This window comes from Pseudoalteromonas sp. CST2, assembly GCF_028599385.1.
GTDB classification, from domain to species: domain Bacteria; phylum Pseudomonadota; class Gammaproteobacteria; order Enterobacterales; family Alteromonadaceae; genus Pseudoalteromonas; species Pseudoalteromonas atlantica.
On sequence record NZ_JAQREO010000002.1, the window covers coordinates 129,353 to 153,765 of the forward strand.

The window sequence follows — 24,413 nt, forward strand, 5'->3', positions numbered from 1 at the left end:
ACATGTTAGATTCTAAATATTTACGACAAGACGTTGAGCAAACTGCAGCACGCTTAGCGGCTCGTGGCTACGAGCTTGATGTTGCAAAAGTGACAGAACTTGAAGAACAACGCAAAACATTACAAGTAAAAACGCAAGAGCTTCAAAGTCAACGTAACGCCAGTGCTAAAGCCATTGGTCAAGCAAAAGCAAAAGGCGAAGACGCTCAACCACTATTAGACGCAGTGGCAAATTTAGGCAGCGAATTAGACGCAACTAAAAAAGCGCAAGACGAAGTACTCAACGCCATTAACGACATTGCATTAGCAATTCCAAACTTGCCAGATGAATCAGTACCAGAAGGCGCTGATGAAGACGACAACGTTGAAATACTTACCTGGGGCACGCCTAAAAAGTACGACTTTGAAGTAAAAGATCACGTAGACGTAGGGCAAGACCTAAACGGCCTAGACTTTGAAATGGGCGTTAAAATTAGTGGCGCACGTTTTACAGTAATGCGCGGCCAAGTAGCGCGTATGCACCGTGCACTTACGCAATACATGCTAGATACCCACACAGATAAAAACGGCTATACAGAAATGTATGTACCGTACTTAGTAAATAGCGCAAGCCTTTACGGTACAAGCCAATTACCTAAGTTTGCAGGCGATTTATTCCATACATTAGGCCTAATAAACGACGACGGTGAACAACAAGCTGGCTTTAGCTTAATCCCAACAGCAGAAGTACCGCTGACTAATAGCGCACGTGACGAAATTTACGAAGAAAGCGATTTACCGATTCGCTTAACTGCGCACACGCCGTGTTTTAGAAGTGAAGCGGGCAGCTACGGTCGTGATACACGCGGCTTAATTCGCCAGCATCAGTTTGATAAAGTTGAACTAGTTCAACTAGTAAAACCAGAAGATTCAATGCAAGCGCTTGAAGAGCTAACAGGCCACGCAGAGCAAATTTTACAAGGACTAGAACTACCATACCGTAAAGTAATTTTATGTATGGGCGACATGGGCTTTGGCGCAGCTAAAACATACGACTTAGAAGTATGGTTACCGGCCCAAGATACCTACCGTGAAATTTCGTCTTGTTCAAATATGGTCGATTTCCAAGCGCGCCGTATGCAAGCACGTTTTCGCCGTGAAGGTGCTAAAAAGCCAGAATTACTACATACACTAAATGGCTCAGGTTTAGCCGTTGGCCGTACACTCGTAGCCATACTAGAAAACTACCAACAAGCCGATGGTTCAGTAGTTGTACCAGAAGTATTACGCCCATACATGGGTGGACTTGAAGTGATTGGGAAAGTTGAAGGTTAGCTATTAGTTTTTAGCTATAAGCTATAAGCTATAAGCTATAAGCTATAAGCTATAAGTAGAAAAGCCGCTGTTTTAAACGAACAGCGGCTTTTTTGTGGGTAAAAACTTAAAGGTAAAAGGTTCAAGGCGAAAGAAAAAAGTCTAAGTTTTGTTATTTATTAGTGTATTACTCTTTTGTCCTTTATTACTGATCTCTACCATTTTGGTGTTTTCTCGCATCCAGTAAATTTAGATGATAGCTAAGTAGTTGTTTACATGTGTCTATTCGCTGGTTAAATTGTATGGTTCGTAATATTTGGACATTTGTCAGTTTGGAAAGCGACAAATGCCTGATACTAAGATGTTAAATGCCATGGACACATTAGAGAAACTTTCAAAGAAAAATAAAGATCATCCGAAACACCAAAGTAATGAGCGTTTTCTCTTAAGCATTATGATGCTGGTATTAATTCCATTTATATTTGGCATTGCCATAGATTCTGAAGTTATTTATTCATCTGTAAGTTTTAATCTATAGCTCTATATCTATATGGCTTGGGTGTACTAGGCTTTGGGTTAGCTTTAGCTGCAATGGAAGACCTAATGCTCTTCTCGTGCTGTTTAAAACTCATTGGCTTAGTTATTTCCCAAGGTTGGTTCATTTACTTTTGGGCTTTTCAAATGCAAGCTTGGTTTGCATTTGGTCCATAAGTGCTAGCATTTGTCCTGTTACACATACAAATGCCTAAAATCAGACAAAAAGTTGAGAGTGACAATAAATAGCATTTAGCAAGTTAAATCATTGGAAAACCACTCATTGGTCGCGCTTTCCGCTGAGTAAAAGGTTATGTGGCGCAATATATTTCGATGCATGACGAGTCGTGCTGCAATATGTAAGTTTTTTATAAAAAGGACTGTTTAAATAATGAAAATCGAAGCTAATGATAAAGAAGTACAAGATATTTTTTCTTCCGGCTATTTTCAAATTCCAAGGTTTCAGCGCCCATATTCATGGGGTAAAGATGAAGTTGAAAATTTTTGGCTGGATATAATTGGGGATAAAACAGATAGCTATTTTATTGGCTCGATGGTTGTATACCAAACTCGAAAGCCATATTTTGGTATCGTTGATGGACAACAGCGTTTGACGACTATTACAATCGCCCTCTCAGTGATAAGAGACGCCTTTCTTAGACTTGGTGAAGAAAACTTAGCAAAGGGTATTCATCGCTTTATTGAGACACCAAATAATGATTATGTAAATGAATTTGTTCTTAATGCCGAGACTTCATTTCCATATCTTCAAAACCATATCCAAGCTTTTAATGATAACAATTCTAGTATTAAAATTAATTGTGAGGTTGGTGCCGAAGAATCCAATTTAAAAGCAGCCTATGAGCTACTTTCAGATAAATTAGAGCAATACATACCTTTTACTGAAGCAGAAGATCCACAAATGGAAATCTTCGCTCATGAAGACCCAGTATTAAAGTTAAAAGAACTAAGGGATAAATTTTTATCTTTAAAACTCGTTTTTATTCAACTAGATAACGAAGATGATGCTTATTTAATCTTCGAAACACTAAATGCTCGTGGTCGTGATCTAAAGACTTCAGATCTTGTTAAAAACTTGATTCTAAAAACAATAAAAAATTCACATCATTCACTTGATAGCCCAAAAGAAGCATGGAGCAGCCTTGTAAAGCGCTTTGATGATATCTCCGATTCCAGTGTTATCGATGCTTTTCTTTTACATTTCTGGATATCAAAGCATGCTTATACGACTGACAAGAAGTTATTTGCCCTAATAAAAGAATATATAAAGATAGACTCGAACAACGCTAAAGTTTTGTTACATGACCTTGGGGAGTATGCAGTTTGCTATAGCAGAATGTTGAGCCCAGAAAGTTCCGAGTGGACTAAAGAGCTATTTGAAGTTAAAACATCCTTAATAGCTCTAAATAGTTTTAAAGTAAAACAGCAATCATCATTTGTATTGGCGCTTCTTGTTGCATACGACTCTAAAAAGATAACACTGAAGCAACTCAAATCGACGCTTAAACAGATTGAGCATTTTCACTTTGCGTTTAATGCTGTTACGCAGCAAAGATCCTCAGGTAGCATTGCGACAATGTATTCGCAAAACTCAATTAGATTGACGGAAGCTCAGGATAATGATGCAGTACAAAGAGTATTAACTGGTTTAAAACGTAAGTTAAATGAAAAGCTACCTTCATATGGTGAGTTTGAGGTTAAGTTCTTAGACTTGGACTACCTATCAAATAAAACAAAGTCTAAAAATGTTATAAAGTACTCTTTGTGTAAGCTTTTAGGCACTCAATCTAATGGGCTTGATATTAACCATTCTAACTTAACGATTGAACACATTATTCCAGAAGCGATGATCAAATCTGGTTCAGACCCTTTTATAATAGGTAATGTAGGAAATTTGTTACTTACTGATGCGAGTACAAATGGTCATAAATTAAAAGATAATCTGCCAACAGAGAAGATTTCCATACTTAGTAAAACTGGCTATCCATTAGAGGCGAACTTCATTCATGGGCAGGATTGGGACAAAGAAAAAGTTTTAGAGCGCGGAAAGGCAATATCTCAACATGTATATAATGTAGTATAAAGCTACTGTTACATGTCAGACTGTTTATGGGGAAACTAAGAGCTCAAATCCGTATTATTTTACTTCGGGCAACATAACTTAAACGTATTAAAGCGGCTTACTAAAAGCCGCTGTTTTTCTCAAAAAGAGCAGTTCTTCTTACCATCTTGTGAATTAATTAGATTTAAACAACACCAGCTCAGCATTTTTCCCATCCATTAATACTGCTACATTACCCTCAGTGGTGACATACACATCTCTTAATCTTCCTGTTGCTTCTGGAAATATGTGTGATTGGGTGAATTCGCCATTAGCCAGATTAACGCTGTAGAGCTTTTTATCAACGAGGGTGGTAATGAGCACATGTTTTTGAAGTGAAGGGAATACGGCCTGTTTAGAGCCATAATACGCCATGCCTGACGGGGCGATTGAAGGCGTCCAATCTACGTTTGGTTTTTGCATGCCGGGGTAATCTCTAAAAGGAGAAATACGTGCTTGTGAATAATCGTCACCGTAGGTGATCACCGGCCAGCCGTAGTTGGTAGCTGGCGTTAAGTAATTTAGCTCATCGCCACCGGCGGGGCCGTGCTCGTGGCTAATAATTTGCTCGGTATCGTAATCATACACTAAGCCCTGTGGGTTTCGGTGACCGAGCGAGTAAACAGCGTGTGCATTGGGGTTTTTGTGATTAATAAATGGGTTATCTTTTGGGATAGTGCCATCTAGGTTTATGCGTAATAGTTTGCCAAGTTGGCTGGTTATTACTTGTGCTTGCTCTCTAAAATCAAAGCCATCACCAGTTGAAAACAGTAAAGTGTTGTCGGGCAAAAAGAGGGCGCGGCCAGCGTAGTGTTGTGGGGTATTTTTATCAGTCGCTACTGTGTAAATAATAACAGGCGTTGAAAAGCCGGTACCATTAAAGGTAGCTTTTGCAATTACTAGGCGATTAGCCTCAGCTGTGCCTTGTGCGTAGGTAAATATAACTTCTTTGCTTGTGTTAAAATTAGGCGAGAGCACTATATCAAGTAAGCCGCCTTGGCCTGCAACGTATAAACCTTCAAGGTTTAAATTTACTCTAGTTTGCTGATTGTTTTTTACAATAACAACGTGGCCGTCGCGCTCTGTAATTAGCCATGTATCATTTGGCAGTTTAACCATGCTCCACGGCGAATTTAATTTTGTAGCAACTGTGTGGGTACTGTACTGCTCTTTAGGTAATGTAGCTGCAATGGCGGTAGACGCAAAAAGCACTACAAACAGCCATAGCGCTAATTGAGAGAGTCGTTGTTTACATTGCAAGCCTTTGCTACTGTAAGAAAAAAGCTTTATTTTAAGTTGAGATAACCATGCCATTTTTAACACGTTTACTCCCTATATTTTTAGTTTCTTGGTTATTTACCTTTACGCTTGCTAGCTTGTTTCATAGCCAATATGTTGTCAATCAATTAATTGATGTGGGTGTTGTGGTCAGCTTAAGCGACCGTATTAATTTAACGCTAGATGATTGGTTAGGGCTATTACCTACCTATGGCGCTATTATTGCCATTGCTTTGGCTATCGCTTTTTTTGCTGTTGTGTTACTTGCTAAAAAGTTTAAAAAATACAGCATGGCGTTATTTGTGGCATCGGGTATCACTGCTTTTGCCGTGGTTTTAGTGGCGATTGAGTCGATTATGAATATTCATATTATAGCGGGCGCTCGTGGATGGGGATTTTATTTGCAGTTACTAGCAGGTGCTTTAGGTGGCTTGCTGTTTGCCTTATTAACCAAGGCGTTAGCCCCTAAACAGTAGGTTAAATAAAAAACACAGTGGCTAACGCTAAGCGTTAACCACCTCGTTAAAATACGATGTAAACCGTTAATTAAAGCGCTACATAATAAGCGCTTTAATTGCCTCTAGGCCTTTTCTGAGTGTGGCTTCATCGTTGGCGTAGTTAATGCGTACGCACTGGTGTTTGTGCTCCCAGCTATCTTCAATGCCAATAAAAAAGTTATGCCCAGGAATTATATATACATCTTGCTCTTTGAGTTTTTGATAAAGCATTTCGCTGGTTATTTTTGAGTCTTTAAACCATAGCCACATAAAAAACGCGCCTTCGAGTTTATGTAAATAAACAGGCAAGTCTGCAAAAATTTCATCAAACAGGTTTATGGCTATCTCTGCTTTATTTTTATAAAAAGGCAATACAGTATTTTTACACAAAGGCAGTAATTCGCCTTCGTTAATTAAGCGGGTTACTAAGCTTGGGCCAATAGCGTTAGGCGATAACACCATAGAGCCGTTAACACGGCCTATGGCTTTAATTATTTCGTTATTGGCAACCACAATACCAGTGCGCAGGCCTGGCAAGCCAAGTTTTGAAAGCGACATACACAATATAATGTTTGAGTTCCACGTAAGGTTTGCATCGGTGTAAATACAGCCCGGGAAAGGGTCGCCGTAGGCGTTATCAATAATTAGGGGAATATTGTACTTGTGTGCAAGGGCGTCTAGATGGCGTACTTCCTCATCGGTAATGACATTACCAGTTGGGTTGGTAGGGCGCGATACGCACAGTGCACTAATACTGGTATCGTTGGCTAATACGTTTTCTACCGCGTCAAAATCAATGACATATTTAAACTGCTTAGAGCCACTGGGTGTATTTAAAATTTCGATGTCGGGCTTGATTGCCACAAACATATCATCAGATAAACCTTGGTCGGCGTAACCTACGTATTCAGGCGCAAGCGGAAACAATATACGCTTATTAGTGCCATCGCTCATTTTGCCCGCAAGCATATTAAACAATACAAAAAAGTTAGCTTGGCTGCCGTTACCCAGTGCTATGTTTTGTGGTGTTAAGCCCCAGTCAAACTCGCTATTGAGCTGTTTAGCAAGGGCCGCTCTAAATTCGTCATTGCCAGTTGGCCCGTCGTACAAACCAAATACTTGCGATACTTTATTACTGGCTACTAGCTTTTGTAATTCATCTAAAAATACGGCATTAACCTGTGGTACGTGTGCGGGGTTACCGCCACCTAGCATAACAATATTGGGATTATTGCTTGCGTTAGCGCTGCCTAAATCTTCCATAAGCTGCGTTATTCCGTTGGGTTGTGTAAATTTAGTACCAAAATTTGAGTAGTTCATAATACCTATGTGTGCGCTAATAACGAGGAGGGCAGTATAGCGCAAATAAAGGGCTTTATTTGCATGTTGAGAATAATTCACGGTTTAGAACTTTAAACCCTTTAGGGTATAATTAACGCACTTTTATTCGCTAGGCTATTGTTATCAGTAATTTTGAATCGACTTTACATCACACTACGCTTGAGGCTGAACCTGCTGCTGATTTAAACGAGCCTGTAGTCAAAAACACGCAATTTAAAATAGCCACGTTTAATTTATTTAACTACCTTGAGCCGCCTAATGCGTATTACGATTTTGAAAAAATTTATACCGCAGAGCAATGGGCACGCAAACAGCGCTGGATTGTGGAGTATTTAAATGAGTACGCGCCTGATGTAGTAGGTTTTCAAGAAGTATTTAGTATTGAATCGCTAAAGGCGTTAATGGCGCAGCAAGGCTATACATATTTTGCTGTGGTTGATACGCCAGAGGTGATTGATGATTTTATTTTTAAGCGCCCGGTAGTGGCTATAGCGTCTAAATTTGAGATTGTTGATGTTGCTGCGGTTAAGCACAATACCGAGCTTGTTGAAATGCTTGGCCTTAATAGTAATTTTACGTTTAGCCGTAAGGTGTTAAGAGCCACCATTAGATTACCCCATGTAGGTAATACTGACTGTTATGTAGTGCATTTTAAGTCAAAACGAGCCATGATTGAAAGTGATGAAAGTACTACTAGCTCAGCCAAAACCGAGCCGCTCTCAAGCGAAAAAAACATAATAGACACTCTCAAAGCAAATGTGGCCGGCTCGTGGGGCTCAACCATTCAGCGCGGAAGTGAAGCCACTTTACTAATGATAGAAATGATTGCTCGACGCGAAACTACACAACAGCCTATGGTGCTAATGGGCGATTTTAATAACGACCTAGCCGATGGCGTGTTAAGCCATTTATTAACGAATACATTGCGATTTGCCCCAGCATTTGATGTTAAAACATACCTTGCTAAATATTGTTTAAATGACGCGTGGCAGTTATTTAAAACACTAAAAATGAGCCAATTTACGGCGCACAATACACAGCAAAACGCTGGCAGCCATGCAGATGCTCAACAAAGTAATGCCCCCGCTGCGCCGTTATTAAATCGCAGCCCTACCCATTACTATGGAACAAGTAGTACGGTACTTGATTATATTTTACTCTCGTGTGAATTTGACCCAGGTTACGATGATAGCTTTTATGAAGTGAGTGATTATCATACATACGACAGGCATTTAATAAACCCAGAATACGAACGAGACGATTTAACAACCGATCACGCAGTGGTATCAATTACGCTAACGTTAAGGAGTTAATACGTGGGTAACATTTATAAATAGGTTTGCAGCTTTTACATTATTATTGAACCTATAAATTATAAGTTATTAATTATAATGAACTTATTTTAGGCTTGAAACTTGCTATTACTACTGAGTTAAAACAATTTTAAGGACATAAAAATGACTGAAGTTGCGCTTTCTGCCTATATGGCGTTTTACGTTTACTTAATAATGTTAGTGGTACAATGGTCGGTAGCTACCTTTAGCAAAGCTAAACAGCCTAATGCTATACCAGGTAAAATTAGCGATGATTTATCGCACGATAGTTTTATATTTAGAGCCCATCGTACTTTTCATAACACACTAGAAAACAGCGCGTTGTTTATTGGTACTGTGCTGTTCGCATTTGTTATAAATTACCAAAGCCCTATATTTGCCATGTGTGTTTGGGTGTATGTAATAGCGCGATTAATTCATATGGCGCTGTATTACGTTATAGCCACAGAGAAAAACCCAAGCCCACGCACGTACTTCTTTTTAATCAGTTTTATAGCCAATATTGTCATGCTAATTTTAATTGGTTTAAGGTTAATGGCTTAATATCATGCGGTTAAAGGCTATTAAGCCGATAGTATAAAAGCGAAAGGGCTGTAATTAGCCCTTTTGCTTTTTAGTTTTTAGCTGACACCAATAAACCCACCGGTTTGATGCGCCCAAAGGCCAGCATAAATACCATTTTGTGCAATGAGCGCTTCGTGGCTGCCTTGCTCTACAACGCGTCCTCCATCAAGTACAATAAGTCTGTCCATTTGCGCAATGGTCGATAGCCTGTGAGCAATGGCAATCACAGTTTTACCTGTCATTAAATCATCTAGGCTTGCTTGTATTGCGGCTTCAACTTCTGAGTCGAGCGCACTGGTGGCTTCATCGAGTATTAAAATAGGTGCATTTTTCAGTAATACCCGCGCTATAGCGATACGCTGGCGTTGCCCACCAGAGAGGGTTACACCGCGCTCGCCTACTTGAGCATCAAACCCTTTATTGCCTTTGCTATCTTCTAAATCGCTTATAAACTCGAGTGCTTTAGCTTGCTTGGCAGCGCTGAGCATTTCGGCTTCTGAGGCATCGGGCCGGCCGTATAAAATATTATCTTTTACAGAGCGGTGAAGCAGGGAAGTGTCTTGCGTAACCATGGCTATATAGCGGCGAAGGCTTTCTTGGCTTACATCGGTAATGTTTTGGCCATCAATTTTAATCGTACCAGAATCGGTATCGTAAAAGCGTAGAAGTAAATTAACTAACGTTGATTTACCAGCGCCAGAGCGACCCACTAAGCCAATTTTTTCACCGGGTTTTATATGTAGGTTTAGGCCGTTCATTACCGGACCGCGATTGGTTTCGTTAGCGGCTTTGCCGTAGTTAAAGTGAACATTTGAAAACGCTATATCGCCCTTAGAAACGTTAAGCGTTTTTGCATCGGGTTTGTCATCTACTTTAATGGGCGTAGATAAGGTTTTCATGCCATCGGTGGCGGTACCAATGTTTTCAAACAAGCTGCTTATTTCCCACATGATCCACTGCGCCATGCCATTTAATCTAAGCGATAAACTAACAGCAACAGCAATGGCGCCTGCGCTAATTGCACTTAACGACCATAAATAAAGGGATAGTGCGGCCACACTAAATACTAATAAGTAATTTAGGCTATTAATAGCAAAGTTAAGGCTGGTTACTAAACGCATTTGCTTATAAACAGGCTGTAAAAATACATCCATACTTTGTTTAGCGTATTGTTCTTCACGTTGTGTGTACGAAAAAAGCTTAATGGTCGATATATTTGTATAGCTGTCGACTATACGGCCGGTCATTTCAGAGCGCGCATCGGCCTGCGAGCTGGCAATTTTTTTAAGTTTTGGCACAAAGTACATTTGAATGGCGGCATAAATAATTACCCACACTAAAAGTGGTAGCATTAAACGCCAATCAGCTTCTGCAACTAAAAACACCATAGCGCCAAAATAAACCACAATATACATTAGTACATCGAGCAGTTTCATTACGGCTTCTCGTACGGCCAGTGATGTTTGCATTACTTTTGTGGCAATACGCCCTGCGAACTCGTTTTGATAAAAGCTAACACTTTGGCGTAATAAGTATCTATGCGCCGACCAACGAATCGACATAGGGTAATTACCCAGTAATGCTTGGTGCAAAATAGCCGAGTGAAAAAACACCACAATAGGCAATACCACTAAAAGCACTACCGCCATTTTTATAAGTTCGGCTTTTTGCTCTTCAAACAGGGTTTGCGGTGTGTAGGTGCCCAACCAATCAACCAATTGGCCCATATAGCTAAATAACGATACTTCTAAAATGGCAAGCAGGGCAGCACTAACAGACATTAAAACTAACGAAAGCTCCATACCTTTAGTGTAATGACGACAAAACGCAAATAATGTAGAGGGCGGCTGCGTTGGCTTTTGCTCAGGAAATGCGTTGGTCATTTTTTCGAATAATCGATACATTTTATAAACTTAAATGACAAATAATAGAAAATGATCATACCATTTAAGTGGCGCGCTGTAGATCTTTAGCGATTAATTTACACTGCTACTTTTATCGAATAGGGTTTGTGAGGTTTACGCCTTTAATCATATAAATGTCGTCATAGCGTAAACCGCCATTTTCGTAAGGCTTTTTATGTGGGCCCGTATTACAGTTAGCTAAAAAATAGCTAAGTGGGCGTTCGCGTTTCATTCTAAAGGTGGCATTTTTATACACTAAGGTTTGGTTTTTAAATTCGCCGCCTTGAACATATACATTGTATTGCTGGCCTTGCATTTTTACCGATGCATTATTAACAACGTACCAAATGTTGTACCAACTGTTTGTATCAAGTGGTTTAGCCGATTGCGCTTGTGCATAGTTTTGGATATTACTATAGCCTTTATCAGTTTTGACCATTAGCGCCCCGGTATTGACTAACCCATTTGATTCGGTTTTATCGGTTACTCGTAGAGTGGCTTCAAAGGCGTCGTAGCCATGAACGTTTATTTGCTCTGGCTCTAAGTTACTTAATCCAAAAGCATGGTTATTTGGAAAAGAGGCAACGTTAATACGGGTAAAAAAAGTGTAGGTTTCGCCAACGGGCACTGTTTTTGGAAGCTTTTTATAGCTGAGGGCTTTGCGGTTGCCGACAATACCATTTTCGGCAGGCTTTTTAATTAAAAAATGGTTAATCCCTTTGGCTGTGTCCTCAACTTCTATTTTAGTTACTTGTGGGTTAGCGACATAAGGTTGAGTTTGGTTGTCTGTGTCGGCCTTTGTCCAACCTTTTAGCGGTTGTTCAAAGTTATCTACTAATAACCACTTTGCAGAGGGAGCGTTTTGATTGTTTTGGCTACAGGCTAATAATCCTGAGCAAGCCACTAACAGTAAGCTGTATTTAACGCGCATAATCCCTCTTTTACTAATGTAAGTATAAGTATAAGTATATAAATTGGTAAACCAATATATAACTTTTAATTTCTCAAACTTAAAATTTATATAACCAATTTAGTGTAAATTAGTCAACCAATATTGTATTTTATCTATTCTACTGACGTTTTTATTTTAAACGCGTAAAATACCTAACAACACGCAATTAAAAATAATAAAAGGGATTATATGTATACTGGAACGTGCTTATGTAAAGCGGTAAGTGTTGAAATTAAAGGGGCTATTTCTCAAATTATTCATTGTCACTGCTCACTATGCAGAAAAAACAGCGGAACTGCTTTTGCCACGAATGGTTTTGTAAACACTCAAGAATTTACACTTACCAAAGGTGAAGATAATTTAACTGAATTTAATTTCAAACCTGGGCGTGCGCGCTTTTTTTGTAAAACATGTGGCTCACCTATTTACAGTGCTAATGCAGAGGATAAATCTCGCTTGCGAATACGCCTAGGGTTGATAGATGACGATATTACAGAACATGTAATGTCGCATAATTTTGTTACCTCTAAAGCCAATTGGGAGCAATTAGAAACCCATTTGCCGTGCTATGAAAAACACGAACCAGGTCGCTAAATTACTCTATGTGGTAAATGCTGTTTATGTCGTTGTGAAGGGAAGGTGCCCACGTTTTAAATAATGGCGAATGGGCTATTTCTTCTTTATTAATGTGCACTAAGCTTTGCTGAGAAAGCATCACGACAATATTTTTGTATTCGTTAAACTCTATAAGGGCAATACAGCTAAAGTGTTGCCTAAACAGGACGAGTAAAGCTTGGAGCTCTTTTCCTGTTTTAGGGTTTAAATTTATAATAATTTGCGCATTTAGCCCGCTGCAGCGACGTATGTTTTGCCAAAATACGCTGTTAGATAAAAAGTCTTGATGTACATCGCCACTAAAAATATCAATTGTAATGACATTGTATGTGCGTGTGCACGTTGCAACAAACAGCTCTGCATTTTGTAAGTGCACCGTATGATTAGCGGGCAAGTTAAAATGGTGCTTAGCAACGCTTATCATCGCGGGGTTTATTTCTACACTGTCAAACACAGCTAAGTTATTTATATAAGCCGTTTTGTTATGTAAATAATGAATGGCTCGCTCAATGCCCGCAGTACCTAAGCCTAAATTTAAAACCCGTAGTGGCTCAGCTGTTTTAAGTAAAAATAACAGCATACATTGATTAACCGCAATCAGTAATTGCTCATTCTTATTAAGGCTCATCACCCCTTGAATAGTGATATCGCTTTGTGCATTTTGGGCAAGTGTTAACCAGCGATAGGCCGTATTTTGATAAACACAAATAGGCCCATATTGGTTGTTACTAGTGGCAATTAAATTAGCAGAGACAGTGTCGGCTTTAAGCTGGCGCATAGGTTACAAATACAAATAAAACACCCCATTAGTTTGCCACGAAAACACGCTATGTATATAGCGTATTTATGTAACAAGGTTTGTAATACGCTTGGTTATTTAAAAGAGGGGAGTACTTATGTGTGGCTAATTTTTACAGTTGAGCTTACTTGTATAAAGCTTTAACTCAAAATAGTTGCACTAAATAGGTTGTTGAGTAATGGTAAGGTAAAAAATAAGGAGCTTATAATGCGCAAAACCCCTTTTTCTATTACAACTAAACTTATTAAATTGAGTACGTTAGCCTTTGCTTGTACGGCAGGATTATCAGCACACGCTCATGCCAGCATAAAATATGAAGAACAACAAAAGCTACATGATATTGCAGCGCAGGTATCAGCTAAGCGTATTGGGAGCGACATACAAACGCTGGTGGATTTTGGTACCCGCCATACGCTTTCTGAAACTAAGTCAGATACACGGGGCATAGGTGCTGCACGGCGCTGGATTAAAAAAGAGTTTGAAAAAATATCAGCGAAATGTGGTGGTTGCCTAGAAGTTATTGAAGTTAAAGACACTATATCTGGTGAAAAACGAATTCCTAATCCTGTTGAAGTAGTGAATATAGTGGCCATTCAGCGTGGTAGTACTGAGCCAAACCGAATGGTTATTATGTCGGGTGATATTGATTCGCGGGTGAGCGATGTAATGGACTTTACCAGTGATTCACCGGGTGCTAATGATAACGCTTCAGGCGTGGCAGGGGTTATTGAAGCTGCACGTGTACTAAGCAAGCATAAATTTAATGGCTCAGTAGTGTATGCAGCGTTGTCTGGCGAAGAGCAGGGTTTATTTGGCGGTAAAATACTCACAGCGTATGCGCAAGAGCACAATTGGCAAGTACATGGCGTTTTAAATAACGACATGATTGGCAATATTACCGGTATTAATGGCGTTACCGACAATACAACAGCTCGTATTTTCTCAGAAGGCACGCGTGTAGTAGAAACGAAACAACAAGCAAGAACGCGCCGTTTTACAGGTGGTGAAGTCGATTCGGCGAGTCGTAATTTAGCGCGCTATATAGATACAATTGCCGATAGGTACATTCCAAATTTAGATACAATGTTAGTTTACAGGTTAGATAGATTTGGCCGGGGCGGGCACCATAGACCGTTTAACGATGCAGGTTTTGCAGCAGTCAGAATTATGGAAACTAATGAGCATTACGACCGACAACATCAAGATTTACGTACAGAAAATGGTGTGGTTTATGGCGATACCATAGATGGCGTTGATTTTGACTACACAGCAAAGCTTACGTCACTGAACGCAGTAACAATGGCTTCAATGGCTTGGGCGCCAGCTCCCCCTAAACAGGTAAAAATTGAAGGCGCGGTTAAGGCTGACACTACGCTTTCGTGGCAAAGTTCAGATGATGATAATATAGCCGGTTATCGTATTTATTGGCGCTATACCAGTGAGCCACAATGGCAATTTAGTCAAGATGTGGGCAATGTAAGTAAAGCTACACTTAAAAACGTTGTTATAGATAATTACTATTTTGGTGTTGCAGCGATAAGCAAAGACGGGATTGAATCGCCAGTGGTGTTCCCAGGTGATGTAGGCTCGTTTGATCACAATATAAAATAACAGCGATTTATTATTGCTTAAGCGCAATTGTGATTAAAAACAAATCAAATGGTGTATTTAAGGTGCAAAGCAGGTGTTTTATGCTTGCACCTTATTTGTTATGCACTTAGAGTGTAGAAAAAAAGCAGTAAAGGTTAATAAAATGCAGCAAGAAGAAAAAAAACCATTAACAGCGCAAGAGCAAGCACAAATAGAGCAACAACGGGTTGCTTGGCAACGCGAGTGTTTTCAAAACGCCCAAAAATACTTAGCCGAAAAAGGCATTATGCCTAAATCAGTAATAGACAAAGACAGCCGCTTTTTAGCGCCATTGTGTGCTATGTGGAAATTTAAAGCGCAAAACGGCAAGAGCTACTGGGTAATAACAGGGCGCTTACCTACTGATCATGCAGAAGTAAGTGCAGCAAAAGATGCGCGCGATGCTATGCGTTATTTTTCATTACAATGGCAGTTGAAAGCAGATCAAATAATGAGTGTTGGCGCGCGTGATAAAACCCAGGTCGACTTTGCTAACTTACTTATAAACCGTGCACACGGCTTATACGAAATGCATGAAAACGAGCAACTTTGGGCTAATGAACCAAAATAAGGTATCGCTTGTATAAACGTAAAAAAGGGCTATTAACGGCCCTTTTTTAATGTACTAATGTAAATGGTTTAGTGACAAACTCAGACACTTGGCATTGCATTCGCTGCCTAGGTATACCTGCTTCCATAAAAACACCGCCTTGTTGTATAAAGCCGTTTCGTCTAAAGCGTTCAACTTCGTTTAAAATACAATTAATACTAATAACTTGGTGCCCATCGTTAGCGGCAAGATTAACAATAAAAGTAAGTAATGAAGTATAAACGTGGCGATTACGGTGTGCGGGTAAAACGGCTATTCGGCCTATTAAGCCATCTGTACACAGCCTACCTGTGGCTACGGGTGCGTTACTGTTGTGAGTAACTAGCACATGGTGTGCTAGTTTGTCTTGGCTATCAAATTCTATTCGTTTGGGTATGTGTAACTCATACACAAATACTTTTTCACGTATTTGTTGTAGCTGGTCTTTTTGCCTATCCCACTCGACCTTATTAATTTGATAGCCCATAGCGCACCTCTAATTAAACCACATCCCCTCATTAACTAGTGTAGTAAAGGTTTGAATAAAAACTAGGCTGGGCTGCGCTGCGTTTAAATCGTCGGTATTAACATAATCATGATCTGTTAATAGTTTAACGGCATTTAAGTCGCAAAGTGGTAACGGGTAGTTTTCGCCATTAATACTTAATAATAGGGTGTCTTCTAGCTGCTGATAGATAGCACGTATACCACCTAAACGCTCAAATTCTTCTGCATTGTTTGCTATTAACCCACTCATTTGCTCGCAGGTTATAGGCTCTTCAAGCGGGGCTAAGTCCATTTCGTGCTTGGCTTGGCTTAAGGTATTACCAAGCCAATGCTTAAATAGCTCATCGTTATTAAGTAGCGCTTGCATAAGGGTTTTAACTTTATCGGTTTCGCTCTGTAAAAGCTCACCTTTAGAGTCCCTAAGGGCTAAAGTATGATCGGTATAGCGTTTTTGGCCGCTGTCGGTATCAATAACATGATCGGCAAAACTAGAAAATAAGTCTTGTTGATTAGGCGCTCTAAATCCAACCGAGTAGTTAAGGGCGTTTTCTATTGCATAACCTTCGTGAGGGCACCCAGGTGGTATATATAAAATATCGCCGGGTTCTAAAATACAATCTATAACGGCTTCAAATTGCTCAACTTGCAGTAGTTTTTTATTTTGCGCAAATTGTTTAAGTGTTGGATCAGGCAGGCCAACACGCCAATGACGCTTACCCTCGCCCTGTATAATAAATACATCGTACTGATCTAGGTGCGGACCTACGCCACCTTTAGGGGTTGAGTAGCTGATCATTAAATCATCTATTCGCCAGTTAGGTATAAACCTAAATGGGTGAAGCAGTTGTGCTGCATCGCTATGCCAATGATCAACCGCTTGTACCAATAAAGTAGCGTGTTGCTCAGTTAATTTTTCAAAGTCTTCAAATGGGCCTTGGTATGCTTGCCAATCGTTATTGTGGTTGGTAACAATTCGCGACTCTATACTTTCTTCCATAGCAAGACCGGCAAGCTCTTCTGCCTCTATTGGGTCTTGAAAGTCTGTAAAGCCTTGTTTAATTAATAGCGGTTTTTTTTGCCAGTATTGGTTTAAAAATTCTTGCTCACAGAGGTTGTTTATTTTTAATTGGTACATAGAGTTGGCCTATAATTTTTAGTACAAAAAAAGCGAAAGGGATTATCCTTTCGCTTTTTATATGCGCAATTTAGTATTTAAACTAAATCGTCAATAAACTCAACAGCGCGGCCAATGTAGTTGGCAGGTGTTAGTTTTTTCATTTCTACTTTAGCGTGCTCTGGCAGGTCTAAACCATCGATAAAGTCGGCCATAATCTCTTGATTTACACGTTTACCACGCGTTAAATCTTTAAGTTTTTCGTATGGTTTTTCAATACCGTATTTACGCATAACCGTTTGAATTGGCTCAGCAAGTAATTCCCAGTTTTGATCAAGCTCATCAAGTAAACGTTGCTCATTTACTTCAAGCTTGCTTACGCCTTTAAGTGTAGATTGATACGCAATAAGCGTGTAGCCCATACCCACACCTAAGTTACGTAAAACGGTTGAGTCGGTAAGGTCACGCTGCCAACGAGAAACAGGCAGTTTTTGTGCAAGGTGAGCAAATATAGCATTTGCTAAACCTAGGTTACCTTCTGAGTTTTCAAAGTCGATAGGGTTTACTTTATGCGGCATTGTTGAAGAGCCGATTTCGCCAGCAATGGTTTTTTGCTTAAAGTGGTTAAGGGCAATGTAACCCCAAACGTCACGATCAAAATCAAGTAAAATAGTGTTAAAGCGAGCAATAGCATCAAATAGCTCGGCAATGTAGTCATGCGGCTCTATTTGTGTAGTGAACGGGTTAAAGGTTAAACCAAGGCTAGTTACAAAGTTGCTTGCGTGGGTATGCCAATCGTAATCTGGGTAAGCACTCAGGTGAGCATTGTAGTTACCTACAGCACCGTTAATTTTACCTAGCATTTCTACCTGTGCGATTTGGTCGCGTTGGCGTTTTAAACGCATGTATACGTTAGCAAACTCTTTACCCATTGTTGAAGGCGTAGCTGGTTGGCCGTGGGTACGCGTCATCATAGGTACTGCTTTGTACTCAATGGCTTTTTCTTTTATAGCGTTAAGTAGTTGGTCGCAGTATGGAAGGAGCACATTATCACGAGCTTCGCTTAGCATTAAACCATGAGATAGGTTATTAATATCTTCTGATGTACAGGCAAAATGGATGAACTCGTTAATAGCGTTAATTTCGCTGTTATCGGCTACTTTTTCTTTTAGTAAATATTCTACCGCTTTAACATCGTGGTTTGTGGTGCGTTCAATGTCTTTAACACGCTGTGCGTCTGCTTCGCTGAAGTTATCAACTATGGCATTTAAAAGTGCATTGGCTTGTTCGCTAAATGCAGGTACTTCTTTAATATCGCTTGCTGCAGCTAAGGCTTGCAACCAACGCACTTCAACGGTTACGCGGTATTTGATTAAGCCAAATTCGCTGAAAATACTGCGTAGTTCAGTGGTTTTGCTGCCGTAGCGACCATCCACTGGAGAGATAGCGGTTAACGCTGAAAGCTCCATAATAACTCCTAAATTTTAGTTTTGAACGATAATTAAATGTTTGTTTTTGCAATAGCGAGAATTTTTCTTTTTGCAAAGAAAAAGTGACGGCGTTTACCGCCCATTTGTCGCCATAATACAGCACTGCGAATTCCTGCTAATAAAAGGGCACGAATTTTATTTTGCGTTTGCTGCTGTTTTAATAACTCGGGTTTACCATAAACCTGAATTCGGTGCCCAAGGGGGCTCAGCACCGACGAGTATATATCTGCTAAACCGGCAACTACGGTGTCATCGGTTATGGCAAAGTGATCTAAGCGACGATGAATGTCGTCGATACGACGGCCAAGTTCAGCTAAGCTTTTTGGCTCGTTATTTAAAATACGTTCAAGCTGCATTAAACCACCTACGTACTTAACTATTTCGACATCTTTTTGAGCGCCAGCAGTAAGCTGCGCCATTAATGTTTTATAGCCGTCGCGCAAGTTATGCGTACCTTGATAAACATCAACCGGCGATGCGGGTGATGTTTGTACAATACTTGTAAATAGCACGTCTAAGTCTGAATCGTTTGCGCTGCCGTATTGCGCGATTTTTTGTACTTGTTTAGCCACTTGGCACATGGCGGCAAGCGCCATGACTTGGTGTTGATTCATTACTTAATCACCGAATCTATAATACCGCCACCTAAACACACATCATCGGCATAAAATACAGCTGATTGACCCGGTGTAACGGCTTTTTGTGGTTCATCAAACAATACGCGTGCCATACCATCTTCCCCAACGAGAAGAGTACAATTAATATCTTCTTGGCGGTAACGGGTTTTAACGGTGCAGCGCGTTGTACCTTGAGGACCAACACGGTCTACCCAATGTAATTGATTGGCGTTTAGGCCATTGCTGTAAAGGCGAGGGTGGTCTTTACCTTGTCCTACAACGAGCACATTGCGCTCAACGTCTTTATCTACCACGTACCATGGCTCGCCAGAGCCTTCTTTCATGCCACCAATTAACAAGCCTTTACGTTGGCCAAGTGTATGATACATAAGCCCTTCGTGCTCACCTACGTTGTTGCAGTCAGTATCTTCAATCACACCTGGTTGAGCAGGTAAAAACTTTTGTAAAAAGTCTTTAAATTTACGCTCACCAATAAAACAAATACCGGTGCTGTCTTTTTTATCGTGGGTGATTAAGTCTTGCTCTTCTGCAATACGGCGTACGTCTGGTTTAGCTATATCGCCTACTGGGAAAAGCGTTTGGCCTATGTGTTCATGGCTTAAGGTATATAAGAAATAGCTTTGATCTTTGTTATCGTCTAAGCCTCGGCACATAACGTATTTGTCGCCTCGTAGTTCACGACGAACATAATGGCCTGTTGCAATATAATCGGCGCCAAGTGCTTGTGCTGCAAATTCTAAAAATGCTTTAAATTTAATTTCTTTGTTACACATAATATCTGGGTTTGGCGTACGGCCCGCTTTGTACTCCTCTAAAAAGTACTCAAAAACGTTGTCCCAGTATTCGGCTGCAAAGTTAACGGTATGAAGCTCGATGCCTAATTTGTCACACACTGCTTGTGCATCTTTTAAATCTTCAGCGGCTGCACAGTATTCGTCATTGTCGTCTTCTTCCCAGTTCTTCATAAACAGGCCTTCTACTTGATAGCCCTGTTGTTGTAATAAATATGCAGATACAGAAGAATCAACACCGCCGGACATACCAACGATGACTTTAATGTGACTATTTTCGCTCATGAATAATTTCGCTTATACAGATTGCTGTTAACTTGGAAAGGCCGCGATTATAGCACGCATTTTGTTTTTGCTTAAAGGGAGGAGTGGCGCAAACACACGATTTTGTAGTTATTTTATTCATATAATAAATAGCAAATAAGACTGAATCGCATTTAACATAAAAAATGATGAAAAATTTAAATAAGTCATTGTAAAAAGATTTTTCGGTGCCATTATTGTCTGAGCGCATAATAATAGCGTCCATATTACCTTGTGTTTGTTGTACAATTAAGGAACAGGCAAGATTTTTGTATTAAATTTGCATTTTATTGCCTTAATATTTTCAACGGAATGAATATATGAATTACGCCTTTCAGGTAAAAAAACTTACGACCCTAATTACGTTTTATACGACTAACTCAAGCTTTCATGTAAAGCAGTTACTTGAAAACCCGACGAGTGAGTTTAAGCAATCTGCCTACAAACTTTTTCATGAAATATTTAAACACAGCGTACCCGTAGAATCTCAACAGACTAGTCCCGTTGATGCTATTTTTGATTCAGTTACCGCATCTTTAGATTTAATTAACCAATCTGAAGTGGCGTTAATTGAAGCAACACAAAAATGGTGGAACGAGTGGTACTTTGTATTAACTATGGAGCATTCGCTTTCTCACGAAAAAGAAGATGCGCCATACAGTTTCCTTTCTAAAAAAATGCATCATCCTATGAAGCGCCACGAGATGAGCCACTACGCCCATTTATTTACTATTTTGCCTATGCCTATCTCTAATGTGTGTGCTAAAACCGGTGATATTATTAGAGTTAATCAGCGTTTTATAGATGTATTTGGTTATACCGTTGATGACTTACCTAACTTAGAGCAGTGGTGGGTTAATGCATACCCAGATCCTCACTATCGAGAGGCCGTGAAAAAAACGTGGCAATCGGCGTTAGAAGTTGGCAATGAAACAGGGCAAGACATCCCCGCGCATGATTACCATGTTACTTGTAAAAACGGTAATACAATTACTATGGAAGTATCTGGAATCAATTTGGGCGATGAATATATTGCTGTATTTAATGATGCGACCAAGCGTTTAGAAGATCAAAATATTTTACGCGACATGGCATTTTTAGATTCGCTAACACAAATAGCAAATAGACGTCGTTTTGATGAAAAGCTAAGTAAAGAGTTTGAAAAAGCCGTTGAGTGTGGTGACGATTTGGCGATTATATTAATCGATATTGATCACTTTAAACTCTTTAACGACCGCTACGGGCATGTTGAAGGTGATTTATGTTTGTATAACGTGGCGCAAGCAATAGCGTGCACGGTAAGCCGCACCGAGGACTTTGTGGCGCGTTATGGCGGAGAAGAATTTGTTGTATTGCTGCCTCAAACCGATAAACAAGGGGCCTTATTTATTGCTGAGCATATTCAAAAGGCAATTGAAGAGCTGCACATCCCTCATGAAGACAGCTTTACCGGCTACTTAACCCTGAGCATGGGTATTCACGCAATTAATAAAGAGGATAGTTGCGATCAAAAAGAGTTTATTAAGGCCGCCGACAGCGCACTTTATTATTCAAAAAGGCAAGGAAGAAATTGTTTAGCATTAAGTTAATTTATAGCCTTGGGCTATTTATATAGCTTTGAGAATTATATAAAGCGCAGATGTTTAATTATCGTCGTAAATAAAGTCTATGTCTTGAATAGGGCGGTTTAGGCTGTCTTCAATACATTTTAAAACTAAATGGCTTCTTAGAGGCAGTGCTTTAATGTCTTCTAAACTGTGCCAGTTGGCACTAATTATATCAGCATCTTTTGGGCAGGGCTCAGTGGTGATTTGAGTGCCATCAAACATAAAACAAAAGCGTAAGTAATGCACCCCATTAGCCGCATGTAAGTTATAAATACCGATTAAGCCAGTGGGCGTTAGGGACAAACCTGTTTCTTCAAAAAGCTCTCTACTGGCTGCTTGAGCCAGTGTTTCGTTTACTTCTAAATGGCCGGCAGGTTGGTTATAACAAATATTAGAAGTAAATTTATCTCGCTCTTTTACCAGTAAAAAACGCTCTCCTTTTTTACTACAGCAGCCACCGTTACATGGGGTTTATGCATTTACCTCACCTTTTATAACACTGTACTGTGCGCTGCTTATGCCATCTAGCGTGTAATTGCCAATACTGTAGCGAATAAGCCTTAATGTAGGGTGCCCAACATGGGCGGTCATACGGCGAACTTGCCTATTACGTCCTTCATTAATTGTAATACTTAACCACGTTGTAGGAATCGACTTTCGCTCTCTTACCGGCGGCACGCGAGGCCAAAGTTTTGGCTCGTCAATAATTTTTACGTTTGCAGGTAAGGTCATCCCATCTTTTAATTCAACACCTTTACACAGGGCATTAATGGCCTCTTCACTAGGCTCGCCTTCAACTTGCACCCAATAGGTTTTATTGGTTTTTTTATTCGGTGCGGTAAGGGTATTTTGAAGCTTTCCGCAGTTTGTTAAAAGTAACAAGCCTTCACTGTCACGGTCGAGTCTGCCTGCAGCGTATACATCTTTAATGGGAATAAATTCAGCCAAGGTTTTTCTATTGGCATCGTCTGTAAATTGGCAAAGCACATCGTAAGGTTTGTTAAATAAAACAATTTTTCTATCTTTAGGCGCTATAGCGGGTTTAATTTCACGCGAAATTGTACTTTTTTTAGTGAGCGCGCTGCGTGAGTAAGTTCTACCCGTGGTTCGTTTAGTGGTACTTTTACTTGCGCGATTATGCATTGGTTTGTTCGCCATTAAATACACCTAGCGGGCTTGGGTAAGCCGGCAATTTTTGTGGCTTGTTTTGCAGGCCCCTTGGGAAATAATTTATACAAATAAATACTATTGCCTTTGTCCTCGCCAAGCGCTTTAGCCATGGCTTTAACAAGCATTCTTATTGCTGGGCTGGTGTTATATTCTAAGTAAAAATTGCGCACAAAATTAATCACTTCCCAGTGTTGTTCACTCAAGATAATGTTTTCTTGCTCGGCGATGATGGGGGCTAACTCTTTTGTCCACAAGGTGTAATCTAGCAAGTAGCCTTGTTTATCAGTGTCGATTTGTTGATTATTAAATTCAAGCATGGATTACCAGGTAATAGATTGGTTAGTAGATAGAGTAAGGGCAACAAACTCATCGTAATTAATAAGTGTTTGGCCTGGACTTAGTTTAACTGCGCGTGCCTGCGCATCCTCTAAAAGCAACAATAATGAATCGTTTAATTGAAAATACTGCTTAGCGGCATAACAGGCATCACCAACAAGGAGTACTTTATCTGTGTCTTTAATTAAGTTTTCCAGCTGAGTAGAGTCGTAATAAGCCAGTGGCTTTGAAAAAATGTGTAATGTACTCATAGGTTCACCACAAAATCTTGCTGGCCGATCAGCTTCTGTTGCTCAGTGTAATTGAGGCTGGTTGAATCAATAATTAATTGAGATTTGTTTAAGTTATAATCTAGTAACGATTTTTCACATACATATATGTTTTCTACTTCATAGATTTCAAGCGTTTTGATGTTTTTAAAAAAATCTTTTACACCAAGTTGCTGTGTTGATTGATTATGTTTTAAAGCAAGCACTGCAGGGCCGCTAAATAGCCAGCTAATATTTTGATCAACTGCGGCAAATATCAGTGACATGTCTAGGGCATCACGGGTATTAAGCTCATCAAAAGGGCTGGATTGGCTCATTACTAAAACGTTTTTCATTTAAACTGTATCCATTTATCTGCATCACTCACTAGCATGGCAAATTCTGCAAGCCCGGCTACAGTAAACACACCTGTTTGGCTTGTGTTTAAGCCGCGTTTTTCTGCTGCGGTAATACATAGCATTAAGTTAACGTTTTTATCTGCAAGTTGTTGCCATTGCGTAGGAATTTGCAGCTCGTCAGAGGCTAGTTCAAAGTGAGCTGATGCGTGATAAATACCATTTTGATACAAAAATATCGCATCTATGGTGTGGCCTTGTGCTAAACATGCATTCGCAAACTTTATAATACGTTGCGTTGAGTCATGATCTGAAGGAGGAGTATGTAAAGAAAGAACAAATCGTGCCAAAACAATTCCAATAAAAAAGCCCCAATAAAGGGGCTATTTTAACAGAACTATTT

Annotated in this window: 25 protein-coding genes and 1 pseudogene; 10 read left to right on the top strand and 16 right to left on the bottom strand. The window is 39.9% G+C overall.

Annotation, left to right across the window (positions count from 1 at the left end; genetic code table 11):
• Nucleotides 1-2 precede the first annotated feature (2 nt).
• The 3 genes from serS to PSH41_RS03295 all read left to right on the top strand — a co-directional run bounded on the left by serS (nucleotide 3) and on the right by PSH41_RS03295 (nucleotide 3,930).
• Nucleotides 3-1,313: a serine--tRNA ligase gene (gene serS / locus PSH41_RS03285; RefSeq protein WP_273588336.1), complete on the top strand. Its 1,311-nt coding sequence runs from the start codon at nucleotides 3-5 to the stop codon at nucleotides 1,311-1,313.
• A gap of 325 nt (nucleotides 1,314-1,638) precedes the next feature.
• Nucleotides 1,639-1,830, top strand: a complete 192-nt coding sequence (locus PSH41_RS03290; RefSeq protein ID WP_273588335.1) for a hypothetical protein — start codon at nucleotides 1,639-1,641, stop codon at nucleotides 1,828-1,830.
• Nucleotides 1,831-2,217: 387 nt separating this feature from the next.
• A complete protein-coding gene (locus PSH41_RS03295; RefSeq protein WP_054982604.1) occupies nucleotides 2,218-3,930 on the top strand; it encodes a DUF262 domain-containing protein in 1,713 nt (570 codons plus the stop codon).
• A 153-nt stretch (nucleotides 3,931-4,083) separates the two neighbouring features.
• Here PSH41_RS03295 and PSH41_RS03300 read toward each other — a convergent pair whose 3' ends face one another.
• Nucleotides 4,084-5,271 carry a PQQ-dependent sugar dehydrogenase gene (locus PSH41_RS03300; protein ID WP_273588334.1) on the bottom strand — a complete coding sequence of 396 codons (1,188 nt, stop codon included), beginning with the start codon at nucleotides 5,269-5,271 and terminating at the stop codon, nucleotides 4,084-4,086.
• Between PSH41_RS03300 and PSH41_RS03305 the strand changes: the two genes are divergently transcribed.
• A complete protein-coding gene (locus PSH41_RS03305) occupies nucleotides 5,256-5,702 on the top strand; it encodes a hypothetical protein (RefSeq protein ID WP_273588333.1) in 447 nt (148 codons plus the stop codon). The genes PSH41_RS03300 and PSH41_RS03305 overlap by 16 nt on opposite strands.
• 78 nt (nucleotides 5,703-5,780) lie before the next feature.
• Here the strand turns inward: PSH41_RS03305 and PSH41_RS03310 are convergent, their stop codons facing one another.
• Nucleotides 5,781-7,043: a valine--pyruvate transaminase gene (locus PSH41_RS03310; RefSeq protein ID WP_055253823.1), complete on the bottom strand. Its 1,263-nt coding sequence runs from the start codon at nucleotides 7,041-7,043 to the stop codon at nucleotides 5,781-5,783.
• Nucleotides 7,044-7,282: 239 nt separating this feature from the next.
• On the opposite strand from PSH41_RS03310, the gene PSH41_RS03315 reads away from it, so the two are divergent.
• Together PSH41_RS03315 and PSH41_RS03320 are read left to right on the top strand one after the other, a co-directional pair.
• A complete protein-coding gene (locus PSH41_RS03315) occupies nucleotides 7,283-8,377 on the top strand; it encodes an endonuclease/exonuclease/phosphatase family protein (RefSeq protein ID WP_273588395.1) in 1,095 nt (364 codons plus the stop codon).
• Nucleotides 8,378-8,521: 144 nt separating this feature from the next.
• The gene (locus tag PSH41_RS03320) at nucleotides 8,522-8,941 is read left to right on the top strand and encodes an MAPEG family protein (protein ID WP_273588332.1); all 420 of its coding nucleotides are present in this window, start codon (nucleotides 8,522-8,524) and stop codon (nucleotides 8,939-8,941) included.
• Between the two features lie 77 nt (nucleotides 8,942-9,018).
• On the opposite strand, the gene PSH41_RS03325 is transcribed toward PSH41_RS03320, so the two are convergent.
• Both PSH41_RS03325 and PSH41_RS03330 read right to left on the bottom strand, forming a co-directional pair.
• Nucleotides 9,019-10,866: an ABC transporter ATP-binding protein gene (locus PSH41_RS03325; protein ID WP_273588331.1), complete on the bottom strand. Its 1,848-nt coding sequence runs from the start codon at nucleotides 10,864-10,866 to the stop codon at nucleotides 9,019-9,021.
• 91 nt (nucleotides 10,867-10,957) lie between these two features.
• Nucleotides 10,958-11,797, bottom strand: a complete 840-nt coding sequence (locus tag PSH41_RS03330; protein WP_273588330.1) for a hypothetical protein — start codon at nucleotides 11,795-11,797, stop codon at nucleotides 10,958-10,960.
• A 210-nt stretch (nucleotides 11,798-12,007) separates the two neighbouring features.
• On the opposite strand from PSH41_RS03330, the gene PSH41_RS03335 reads away from it, so the two are divergent.
• Nucleotides 12,008-12,412 (top strand): GFA family protein, encoded by a 405-nt coding sequence (locus tag PSH41_RS03335; protein ID WP_273588329.1) that lies wholly within the window; start codon nucleotides 12,008-12,010, stop codon nucleotides 12,410-12,412.
• A 1-nt stretch (nucleotide 12,413) separates the two neighbouring features.
• Here the strand turns inward: PSH41_RS03335 and PSH41_RS03340 are convergent, their stop codons facing one another.
• Complete coding sequence (locus tag PSH41_RS03340) at nucleotides 12,414-13,211, bottom strand: hypothetical protein (protein WP_273588328.1); 798 nt, start codon at nucleotides 13,209-13,211, stop codon at nucleotides 12,414-12,416.
• A 228-nt stretch (nucleotides 13,212-13,439) separates the two neighbouring features.
• Between PSH41_RS03340 and PSH41_RS03345 the strand changes: the two genes are divergently transcribed.
• Together PSH41_RS03345 and PSH41_RS03350 are read left to right on the top strand one after the other, a co-directional pair.
• Nucleotides 13,440-14,843, top strand: coding sequence for a M28 family metallopeptidase (locus PSH41_RS03345; RefSeq protein ID WP_273588327.1), 1,404 nt, complete (start codon nucleotides 13,440-13,442; stop codon nucleotides 14,841-14,843).
• A 142-nt stretch (nucleotides 14,844-14,985) separates the two neighbouring features.
• Nucleotides 14,986-15,432 (top strand): DUF4826 family protein, encoded by a 447-nt coding sequence (locus PSH41_RS03350; RefSeq protein WP_029772653.1) that lies wholly within the window; start codon nucleotides 14,986-14,988, stop codon nucleotides 15,430-15,432.
• A gap of 46 nt (nucleotides 15,433-15,478) precedes the next feature.
• On the opposite strand, the gene PSH41_RS03355 is transcribed toward PSH41_RS03350, so the two are convergent.
• The 5 genes from PSH41_RS03355 to mnmA form a co-directional block, all read right to left on the bottom strand.
• Nucleotides 15,479-15,937, bottom strand: a complete 459-nt coding sequence (locus PSH41_RS03355) for a GNAT family N-acetyltransferase (RefSeq protein WP_024033514.1) — start codon at nucleotides 15,935-15,937, stop codon at nucleotides 15,479-15,481.
• Nucleotides 15,938-15,946: 9 nt separating this feature from the next.
• The gene (locus PSH41_RS03360) at nucleotides 15,947-17,092 is read right to left on the bottom strand and encodes a cupin domain-containing protein (protein WP_273588326.1); all 1,146 of its coding nucleotides are present in this window, start codon (nucleotides 17,090-17,092) and stop codon (nucleotides 15,947-15,949) included.
• A gap of 77 nt (nucleotides 17,093-17,169) precedes the next feature.
• Nucleotides 17,170-18,540 (bottom strand): adenylosuccinate lyase, encoded by a 1,371-nt coding sequence (purB, locus tag PSH41_RS03365; RefSeq protein ID WP_024033516.1) that lies wholly within the window; start codon nucleotides 18,538-18,540, stop codon nucleotides 17,170-17,172.
• 32 nt (nucleotides 18,541-18,572) lie between these two features.
• Nucleotides 18,573-19,175, bottom strand: a complete 603-nt coding sequence (hflD, locus tag PSH41_RS03370) for a high frequency lysogenization protein HflD (RefSeq protein ID WP_004586725.1) — start codon at nucleotides 19,173-19,175, stop codon at nucleotides 18,573-18,575.
• Nucleotides 19,175-20,275: a tRNA 2-thiouridine(34) synthase MnmA gene (mnmA, locus tag PSH41_RS03375; protein WP_273588325.1), complete on the bottom strand. Its 1,101-nt coding sequence runs from the start codon at nucleotides 20,273-20,275 to the stop codon at nucleotides 19,175-19,177. Before mnmA ends, hflD begins: the two co-directional genes overlap by 1 nt.
• 338 nt (nucleotides 20,276-20,613) lie before the next feature.
• On the opposite strand from mnmA, the gene PSH41_RS03380 reads away from it, so the two are divergent.
• Nucleotides 20,614-21,882 (top strand): sensor domain-containing diguanylate cyclase, encoded by a 1,269-nt coding sequence (locus PSH41_RS03380; protein WP_273588324.1) that lies wholly within the window; start codon nucleotides 20,614-20,616, stop codon nucleotides 21,880-21,882.
• A gap of 54 nt (nucleotides 21,883-21,936) precedes the next feature.
• On the opposite strand, the pseudogene PSH41_RS03385 reads toward PSH41_RS03380, so the two are convergent.
• The 6 genes and pseudogenes from PSH41_RS03385 to tusD all read right to left on the bottom strand — a co-directional run bounded on the left by PSH41_RS03385 (nucleotide 21,937) and on the right by tusD (nucleotide 24,360).
• Nucleotides 21,937-22,379: pseudogene (locus PSH41_RS03385) on the bottom strand (NUDIX domain-containing protein).
• On the bottom strand, nucleotides 22,372-23,058 hold the full coding sequence (locus tag PSH41_RS03390) for a pseudouridine synthase (RefSeq protein ID WP_054982590.1): 687 nt from the start codon (nucleotides 23,056-23,058) through the stop codon (nucleotides 22,372-22,374). The pseudogene PSH41_RS03385 and the gene PSH41_RS03390 overlap by 8 nt, the downstream one beginning before the upstream one ends.
• On the bottom strand, nucleotides 23,058-23,387 hold the full coding sequence (locus tag PSH41_RS03395) for a TusE/DsrC/DsvC family sulfur relay protein (RefSeq protein ID WP_004586720.1): 330 nt from the start codon (nucleotides 23,385-23,387) through the stop codon (nucleotides 23,058-23,060). Before PSH41_RS03395 ends, PSH41_RS03390 begins: the two co-directional genes overlap by 1 nt.
• 3 nt (nucleotides 23,388-23,390) lie before the next feature.
• Nucleotides 23,391-23,657, bottom strand: coding sequence for a sulfurtransferase complex subunit TusB (tusB, locus tag PSH41_RS03400; RefSeq protein ID WP_054982589.1), 267 nt, complete (start codon nucleotides 23,655-23,657; stop codon nucleotides 23,391-23,393).
• Nucleotides 23,654-24,010, bottom strand: a complete 357-nt coding sequence (tusC, locus tag PSH41_RS03405) for a sulfurtransferase complex subunit TusC (RefSeq protein WP_273588323.1) — start codon at nucleotides 24,008-24,010, stop codon at nucleotides 23,654-23,656. Before tusC ends, tusB begins: the two co-directional genes overlap by 4 nt.
• Entirely contained in the window at nucleotides 24,007-24,360 is a 354-nt protein-coding gene (gene tusD / locus PSH41_RS03410) for a sulfurtransferase complex subunit TusD (protein ID WP_029772642.1), read from the bottom strand. The genes tusC and tusD overlap by 4 nt, the downstream gene beginning before the upstream one ends.
• Between the last annotated feature and the right edge of the window lie 53 nt (nucleotides 24,361-24,413).